Raw genomic sequence first — 7,637 nt, 5'->3', positions numbered from 1 at the left:
TCGCGGACAAGAAAATTGGTGTCTATGAGTGGATTGGTCACCGTGAGCACCAGCCGCGCGACGTCGTTCTTGGTGTGCTCGCGGGCTTTGGAGGCGAGGAATATCGCCTTGCTGGCGGCGCTGAGGTCGGCGCTGACCTGGTCCCCGGCGCAGTAGTGGCGGTCCTGGGTGTGGAATGTGCCGTACCAGAGGGCGGTGCCCTCGGCGTCGCACACCGCGAATCCTCCGGCCTCGTCCTCGTCGGCGCCGGGGTCGTATCCGGCGGCCGACAAGCGGATGGTCGGGACTCCGTTGGCGGCGACGGCGTTCATCTCGGCCAGGCGGGCGCGGTTGGCGGCCTCGCGCATCGCGTCGTAGTCGATGCCGATCTTGCGGAATTGGTGTTTCACCGCGCCGAATTGCGGTCCGGTGAGGTCGTGCTCTTTCGCCCATGCGTACAGCTCGCTGTGGGTGGTGAGGGTTTTCAGGTGTTCGGCGTGGGTGGTGACGGCGGCGGCGATGGCGTCCCATTGGGTCTTGGTGGTCATGACGGGATGGCCTTTCTAGGCGGGTTTGTCTTCGATGCGGACGACGCGGTAGCCGCCGTCACCTGGGGCGACGGTGATGACCATGAGCCAGGACACCGGGGCGGCCGACGGGGCGGGCTGGTAGCGAACCGCGGTCTCGAACCGGTTGTCACCGGCGGGGGTGGTCGATACGCACCACGGCGCGGTGGCGGGGATGGAGGCGATGCCGTCGGCCACCTGCGCCGGGCCGGGGACGCCGGGCCCGCCGTCGGTGATCTCCATGACGGCGGCCGGGTCTCGGCGCGCGAAATATCGATACTCGTATTCGGCGATTGCCCCTTCCCCGGTGGCGCGGTCGCCGCCGGTGTTGCTGACCACGGCCGCACCGATCCGGCCCGGGGTGCAGAAGGACGGCGCGACGGTGGTGGAGGCGACGGTGGTCGGGCCGGGCGCGGCCGCGGTGGTGGTCACGATCGTGTAGGGGCGGCCGGTGCTGCCGGTGCCGCCGGAGCGGTGCGACAGACCCACCCCGACACCGACGGCGGTGATTACGGCGATGGCGGCCACGCCGCCGACCAGTACCCGGCGGCCGAGGCCCCGGCGGGTGCGGCCCGCCGGGGTGGTCGTACTGGTGGTCGGCCGTCGCGGCGGGCGGCGGCGGGTGTCGCTGGCGGGGGCAGGAACAGTGGCGTTGTCGAGCCACTGCCGCCACCGCTCGGATTCGGTCACCACTGTTCCTCCCCTCAGCGGTTGGCCGGTTCGGTGGTGCTGGCCGGGTCGGTGGCGGGGTGCTGGTCGAGTTGGTCGCCGAGAGCGCCACCGGCGGCACCGCCGGCCAGGCCGCCGAGCAGCAGACCGGCGACACCGGCGGGCAGGCCGACGACGACGGCGCCGATGATGCAGCCCGCGACACCGCCGATGGCGGCACCGAGCGGGCCCGCGACACCGCCGGTCGGGATGCCGCCGATGGCGGCACCGGCGACACCGCCGATCACCAGTCCGACCAGGCACCCGCCGATCGACGGAATCGGGGTCGCGACCACGCCGCCGGCGTACGCGCCGCCGAGCGCACCGACCAGGGCGGCGGCGGCCGCGTGGTCGGAGGCGTCGCGGCTGTAGCCGACCTGATCGAAGGCCCACGCGGTCCACCACTCGGCCGCGTCGGCGGCGGCCTGCACGTCGTGGACTTGCCCGGGTGCGAGGAGGTCCGGCGCCTCGAGGATCGCGGTGCCGATGCGCAGCTGCCGCGGATCGACCGGCGGCGCGGACGGTGCGGGCGGCGGCGTGTCCGTCTGCTCCGGCTCGTCGGTGTCGGGTTCCGGTGCCGTCGGCTGCACTGCGGCGGGCTGCTGCTGTTGCGGCCGGGGGCGCGGCGGCGGCGCGATCGGCAGATCCTGCGGCGGCACATACTGTCCGCCACCTACCGCCGGTGGCACTGCCTGCGGTGACGGGACGGTACGTGGAGCGACCTGCGGGTTCGGGTTCGGTGTGATCGGGTCCGCGGTGGCGGCGCTGGCGGCGACGCTGATCGCGCACACCGCGCTGACGGCGGCTGTGGCGAGTCTCTTGTACATTCGAATTTCCTTCCTGGACAACGGAAACGGGATAGGTGGATGAGGAGAATCAGAGGGTTCGGAAGGCCATGAACCGGGCGGTCGAGCCCTCGTGGACGAGCCAGAACAGGCCGGTATGCAAGGTCCTGACCTGCTGCGGGCTGACGGCGAACGTCTGCTGTGCGCGAGCGGAGTTGATGCTGTGGCCGTGCGGATCGCCGGCGGCTTCGAGGTTCCAGCGGGTGCCGGCGGATTCGGTGACGGTGTCGGGCAGCGCGGAGCGGCCCAGCACCACGGCGGTTCCCGCGCCGAGCATCCGGCGCTGCATCTGCGCATCGAGGGTGAAGGACTCGACGGTCTGACCGGCCAGGATCAGGCCGACGTCGGCGGCGCGGGCGGTCTCAAAGATCCTGACCGCTTCGTCGGCGGCGTCGGTGTCGGGGTCCACCATTTGTGGGAACTCGTCAATGGTCACCGCGAGCGGGTGGTGCCGGGTTCCGGCTTTGCTCTGCTCGGAACGCTGGGCCAATAGTTCGCGCAGGTCGCGCAGCATGAGGTTCGCGAGCAGTCGTTCGGCGGGACGGACCGGGACCAGGGAAACGATGGTCGCCGATCCCTCGGGGAGTTTCGTGAAGCTCCACCCCTGACCGGTTTTCGGTAGCAGGCGGCGCAGCGGGGCGAACATCGCGTCTACGTCCTGGGCCACGCTCTTGGCGTCGGAATCGCCGTGGCGGTCTTCCTCGGTGATCGGCCCGGCCAGTTGTGCGCCGAGGTGGCGCACCGGATCGGCCAAGCGCTCGGTCAGCTCATCGAGAGACTTCACCAGGGGTTTCGTGCCGCGCCCGTCGATGACGATGTCCAGGACTCTCCTGGTGCGCTTGGTGTAGTAGTCGGTCGATTGGGTCTTCGGCGCGATGAACATGAGTCGGTCGAGCAGCTCGTCACGGGTGGTGTCGAAGAAGTCCCAGCCGCCGCGCTCGACGCGGATCAGTTGTTGCGCGCCGACGTAATCGCGCTGGCGGCGGGCGTCGGCGGCGAACCGGTCGGCGTCCTCGGCGATGCCCTTCAAATCGAGGATGACCGTGGTCATGCCCATGCGGTTCTGTGCGGCGTGGATACCGGCGAGGAGCTCGGTCTTGCCGACGCCGGATCCGGCGAACACCTGGATGCGTTGCTGCCCGGCTGTGGCGGGCACGAGCAGCAGATCGCAGTCCGGCGCGGTGAACTGGTCCGATCGGCGGCGGTCGGTCATGGAGTCGTCGGGCATGAGGATGCCGATGCCGTACCGGACCGCGGTGCCTACCTCGACGGGGATCGGTGCGGTCATCACGCGGGCGGGGTCGACCACGGACAGACCGACGGTGTCCTCGTTCAGCGACACCCCGACCGACCGGGCTACCTGCTCGTCGCCGGCTTCGATCATCGCTTCGATGGCCTGCGCGTTCACCAGCACGTCGCGGGCTCGTCCCTCGAGCAGTTCGCGGCGCAGCAGGCGGCGGCCGATCAGGAACGCGCCCGGCGTCCCGGCGGCGCCGGCGGCCAGCGACGCGACCAGCCAGGGCCACAGGTCGCCGAGTGCGGTCCCGGCGGAGATCCGGAGCATGGCGGCCACGGTGAACCCGACCACAGCGGCGAACGCGGGCCCGGCGCTGGCGATGAGCGGCCATTTCTCGGGTGTGAGCCACAGCCAGAAGCGGCGGTGTTTGGCCGCGGCGTATCCCCGGTTGCCGATGGCGAACCCGATGGCCAGCGGAATCAGGCCGGGAGCGGCGACGGCGGCGACGGCCAGGCCGAGCGTGGCGGCAACGAGTGCCGCCGGCGGCTCGTTGCCTCTGGATTTGGATTTGTTCGCCCCGGCGGCGGTTAACGGATTGGTCATCGCGCGCCCCGTCCGCCCTGGGACAGGGGGTGCAACGAAAGCAAAGCATCTACTCTGAACATGCAGAACTCCTCTGGAACGTGGATCTGCGTGATTTCCGGGCGGTGCCAGCCGCGACCGGGAATCAACCCCTTCGCCTTCCCCTGGGTGCCAGCCCGGGGGAAGGCGCTTCGTTTGTGCCGTCCCTCGGGTGCCAGCCGGAGGGAGGCTTCTCTGCTACTCGGGTGTCGTCACCAGCTCCTTTCGGTGGTGGCCTGGCGCCCCCTGACGCAATCCCCCATTTAGAATACTCGTATTTAATACCCTCTCAGTCAAGTCGAATAGGATGCGACGCATGGACGAACGGGCAGAGCGCTGAGCCGCAGTGTGATGCGTGGGTTCGATGGCGTCCGCTTCGCGCGGGCGCGCGCCGACGCCGGGCTTTCCCGTGGGCGGCTCGCCCAGTTGGCTGCTATCAAGTCCGATGAGACCGTGCGGCGTTGGGAATCGGGCCTGTGCAATCCGCAGGTGGATCTTCTCCGGCGCGCGTTGATCGCGCTGAACGGAGAGCTGACGCGCTGCGGCAAACCGAAAGTCGATGTGCACGAGGTGATTCGGATTCCCGAGTGCGATCGGCGACTGAGCGACTGGCGTTGCCTGCGGCTGTTCACTCAGCCGGAACTCGCTGCGCGGGCGGGCATTCCGGTGCCGTCGCTGACCAAACTCGAGGCGCACGAGAGGCCGCTGTCCGAGGGTGCGGCCGCGCGGCTCGGCGATGCCCTCGACCTGCCGGCGGCGGTGATCCGGGAGGCGTACGAGCGCAACGGGCTGGTTGCGGACACGGAAGATCCGCTGGCGGGGTGCTGATCGCGCTGGCCGCCAACGGTTCTCGGGAGGGGGGAGTCTGAGTGTGTTCATCCGGTGGGGCTCCGAGTTCTACGCATCCGAAAGCAGACCCACCGCCGTGGCGGGCCAACTGCTTCCGGCGCGGGAGAAGCTCACCGACCGGGCGTATGCAGCGGCAAAGTTGCCGTTGCAATCCCGACCATAGCAGGGGTACATGGGTGCGGCAACGCGGATTTCTCCGGGCAGCTACGTGGCTGCGATCACAGCCCCGTTGTGTGCGGTATGGGAAATCGGACGACCAGTTCCATGCTTATGCTGGCTCCATGGCCCTTCCAGCGGAATGGATCGCGATAGACATCATTGGAACGAAGCTGGGCAGTGAGGTTTTCGTGCACAGCTTCGCCGGGGAACGAGTAGCGCGGCCGCTGCGCCGCGTGCGGACGAAACTGGGCATGGACCACAAGGGCGAACAGGTCTTCACTGCCGTCGTGGACGCGAAGCTTGCGGGCAGGGAACTACCCGCAATTCCGGGGCTACACATCGAAACTCACCAGATCGACGGCTCCGACGGCACACCGATCGGCCTGATTTGCTGGGTGGCTGCCACACCGCCGAAGAAGGAACGGCCGACGTATAACGGCTGGGTCTTGGACATGACGGCGATGACCACCCGGACCAGCGGTGACAATCCGAGTTTGATCGGTGACGGCCGGGCCGCCAACGAAGAACGGCACGTGCAATACCTTTTCATGTACCTGTGCCCCGAGGATGCCTGGGGCATGTGCGGCGGCTACTACGATGCCCTGACCGGCTATGACGGTCTGTTGATCGACTCGTATTGGTCACTGAGGCCGGCAGATCAGTGGACGCACATGTGGTCGAGTTGCCGCCTGCGCGTCGCCGAGGACGGGCAGCGCACCCTCTACGGCCTCACGATGGTGTTGAAGGAACGCCAGAACTTCGAATCGAACATCGCAACCCTGGTCCGCTTCACGCACGCCACAATGTTGCTGGTGGAGAAGAAGAATCGGATCCCGCTCACCACCGTGGGCGAGATGGCGCCGCTGGGCGAATCCCGCATCGCGCAGGTGCTCGATCAGATCGACCTCGATCATCTCGGCTCGCCGGATTCGAGCGAGGGCGCGGAACAGCACATCGTGATCGACGGGCAGAGTTTCCTCGCCACGAAATTCGCTCTGCACTCCGCGCAGGAGAAGCACGGCGATCCCGTGGCGATCATTCTCCTGACCGAAAGCTAGACAGCAAACCGACCGTTTTCTTTCCTGAATCTGCACGTGCAAAACAACTTTGGAGGTATCTACTCGTGCGAGTCCTTGTCACCGGAGCCAACCGGGGTATCGGCGCTGCTATCGCAACCTATTTGGTGAAGGATGGTCACAACGTCTGGGGAACTCACCGTGGGGCCTCGGTGCCCGACGGCGTCCGGCCGGTGGAATGCGATGTCACCGATGCCGCGTCCGTCGACGCCGCGTTCAGCCATGTCGAGAAGGAAGACGGCCCGGTGGAGGGGCTGGTGGCGAACGCAGGGATCACGGCCGACGGCTTGCTCGTGCGCATGGATGAGGACCAGTTCGAACGGGTCATCGACACCAACCTCACCGGCGTTTTCCGGGTGGTCAAGCGGGCCAATCGCATGATGGTGCGGCACCGGTTCGGGCGCATCGTCATCATCGGGTCCTCGAGCGGTCTGGCCGGGATGCCCGGCCAGCTCAACTACGTCTCTGCCAAGGCCGGCGTGGTGGGCCTGGCGCGCGGGCTCGTCCGGGAGATGGGCGCACGCAACATCACCGCCAACGTTGTTGCGCCCGGGTTCACCGAGTCCGACATGTCCGCAGCGGTGTCGGATTTCGTCGTGGAGAAGGCGAAGGAGTACACGCCGCTGGGGCGCTTCGGCAAGCCCGAAGAGGTCGCCGCGACCGTCGCTTTCCTGCTGTCGCCGAACGCCGGATTCATTACCGGGACCGTGATCAATGTGGATGGCGGTATCGGGATGGGGCACTGACCGTCGGTCCGGCCCGATCGGCAGCGGGGCTGTGCTGCGGGGTCAGATGATGGGGTTGGCCCATCTTTCGGCGGCGGCGAGCAGGAAGGGCCCGATGTCGTCGCCGGTGGCCTGCTGCTGGTCGCCGTCGGGGGTGAGCAGCGAGGCGATCCAGCCATCGACGGGGCCGGAGTAGGTGAGCAGCAGGTCTACGCTCGGGGTCAGCTCGAGGCGGTCCGCGGCGGCGCGCTGGTCGACGGTGAGGCCCAGCATCATGTCCGGGGCGATGTCCATCCGCCTACGGTAGTTCGCTCCGGCGGGGTGGGGGAGTCGAATTCGGCTGGGCGCGATGGGTATCCGGTCCGGTGTGGAGCCGGACGGATGCGCGTACCCAGCTGGCGTGGCCTTCGGCGATCATGTCCAGGGCCGCATCCGGGGTCGGGTTCGCGGTGCCGGTGATGACGACGATTCCGTGTCCGTGTTGCTGGTTGTCGGCGGCCTGGGCGAGCCATTCTCCGGTGGCCGGCGGCAGGCTGCCGGTGTAGACCTCGCCGACGGCACCCGGACCGGTGATGCGCGCCCCGGTGGTGGTGTCGATTGTGGCCGTCCAGTCGGTGACCGGCTCGCCGGTGAACGGGAGATCGGTCAGCGGTGAGGCTCCGTGGGCGTGGATCGCTGCGGCGAATGCGTCTGCGGCGGCGAGGGTTCCGTCTTCGCGGATCGTGGTCACACCCCAACGGGGGAGGAGAATGAGCACCGGTTCGCCGATGATGATCGCGGCGAGCAGGTCGGCCTCCTCGATGTCCGGCGGCACGGGGTCGCCGGGGCGGATCATGGAGTGAGGCATCGGCATCACCCGAGCGTAGACCGGC

9 protein-coding genes are annotated in these 7,637 nt (G+C 68.2%); 3 read left to right on the top strand and 6 right to left on the bottom strand.

Annotation, left to right across the window (positions count from 1 at the left end):
- The 4 genes from LBW94_RS43215 to LBW94_RS43200 all read right to left on the bottom strand — a co-directional run.
- Nucleotides 1-527 (bottom strand): hypothetical protein (locus LBW94_RS43215; protein WP_266273547.1); only part of this gene is annotated, 527 nt, incomplete at its 3' end.
- Nucleotides 528-542: 15 nt separating this feature from the next.
- Nucleotides 543-1,235 carry a hypothetical protein gene (locus LBW94_RS43210; protein WP_225061352.1) on the bottom strand — a complete coding sequence of 231 codons (693 nt, stop codon included), beginning with the start codon at nt 1,233-1,235 and terminating at the stop codon, nt 543-545.
- A 14-nt stretch (nt 1,236-1,249) separates the two neighbouring features.
- Nucleotides 1,250-2,080: a hypothetical protein gene (locus LBW94_RS43205; protein ID WP_225061351.1), complete on the bottom strand. Its 831-nt coding sequence runs from the start codon at nt 2,078-2,080 to the stop codon at nt 1,250-1,252.
- A 49-nt stretch (nt 2,081-2,129) separates the two neighbouring features.
- Nucleotides 2,130-3,938 (bottom strand): hypothetical protein, encoded by a 1,809-nt coding sequence (locus LBW94_RS43200; RefSeq protein WP_225061350.1) that lies wholly within the window; start codon nt 3,936-3,938, stop codon nt 2,130-2,132.
- 369 nt (nt 3,939-4,307) lie between these two features.
- Here LBW94_RS43200 and LBW94_RS43195 point away from each other — a divergent pair, with 369 nt between their 5' ends.
- From LBW94_RS43195 to fabG, 3 genes are all read left to right on the top strand, one after another.
- Nucleotides 4,308-4,784 (top strand): helix-turn-helix domain-containing protein, encoded by a 477-nt coding sequence (locus LBW94_RS43195; protein WP_225061349.1) that lies wholly within the window; start codon nt 4,308-4,310, stop codon nt 4,782-4,784.
- Nucleotides 4,785-5,038: 254 nt separating this feature from the next.
- Nucleotides 5,039-6,022: a hypothetical protein gene (locus LBW94_RS43190; protein ID WP_225061348.1), complete on the top strand. Its 984-nt coding sequence runs from the start codon at nt 5,039-5,041 to the stop codon at nt 6,020-6,022.
- Nucleotides 6,023-6,087: 65 nt separating this feature from the next.
- Nucleotides 6,088-6,786: a 3-oxoacyl-ACP reductase FabG gene (fabG, locus tag LBW94_RS43185; protein ID WP_225061347.1), complete on the top strand. Its 699-nt coding sequence runs from the start codon at nt 6,088-6,090 to the stop codon at nt 6,784-6,786.
- A gap of 42 nt (nt 6,787-6,828) precedes the next feature.
- On the opposite strand, the gene LBW94_RS43180 is transcribed toward fabG, so the two are convergent.
- Together LBW94_RS43180 and LBW94_RS43175 are read right to left on the bottom strand one after the other, a co-directional pair.
- Nucleotides 6,829-7,059: a hypothetical protein gene (locus LBW94_RS43180; RefSeq protein WP_225061346.1), complete on the bottom strand. Its 231-nt coding sequence runs from the start codon at nt 7,057-7,059 to the stop codon at nt 6,829-6,831.
- A 4-nt stretch (nt 7,060-7,063) separates the two neighbouring features.
- On the bottom strand, nt 7,064-7,618 hold the full coding sequence (locus LBW94_RS43175; RefSeq protein ID WP_225061345.1) for a hypothetical protein: 555 nt from the start codon (nt 7,616-7,618) through the stop codon (nt 7,064-7,066).
- Between the last annotated feature and the right edge of the window lie 19 nt (nt 7,619-7,637).

The organism is Nocardia sp. alder85J (genome assembly GCF_020176955.2).
Taxonomy (GTDB): domain Bacteria; phylum Actinomycetota; class Actinomycetes; order Mycobacteriales; family Mycobacteriaceae; genus Nocardia.
This window is presented reverse-complemented; position numbering and strand designations above follow the sequence as displayed.

Excerpts from the sequence above, each read along its gene's own strand:
- LBW94_RS43205 (WP_225061351.1), bottom strand. The coding sequence starts at position 2,080 with ATGTACAAGAGACTCGCCACAGCCGCCGTCAGCGCGGTGTGCGCGATC.
- LBW94_RS43200 (WP_225061350.1), bottom strand. The coding sequence starts at position 3,938 with ATGACCAATCCGTTAACCGCCGCCGGGGCGAACAAATCCAAATCCAGA.
- LBW94_RS43195 (WP_225061349.1), top strand. The coding sequence starts at position 4,308 with ATGCGTGGGTTCGATGGCGTCCGCTTCGCGCGGGCGCGCGCCGACGCC.
- LBW94_RS43180 (WP_225061346.1), bottom strand. The coding sequence starts at position 7,059 with ATGGACATCGCCCCGGACATGATGCTGGGCCTCACCGTCGACCAGCGC.
- LBW94_RS43175 (WP_225061345.1), bottom strand. The coding sequence starts at position 7,618 with ATGCCGATGCCTCACTCCATGATCCGCCCCGGCGACCCCGTGCCGCCG.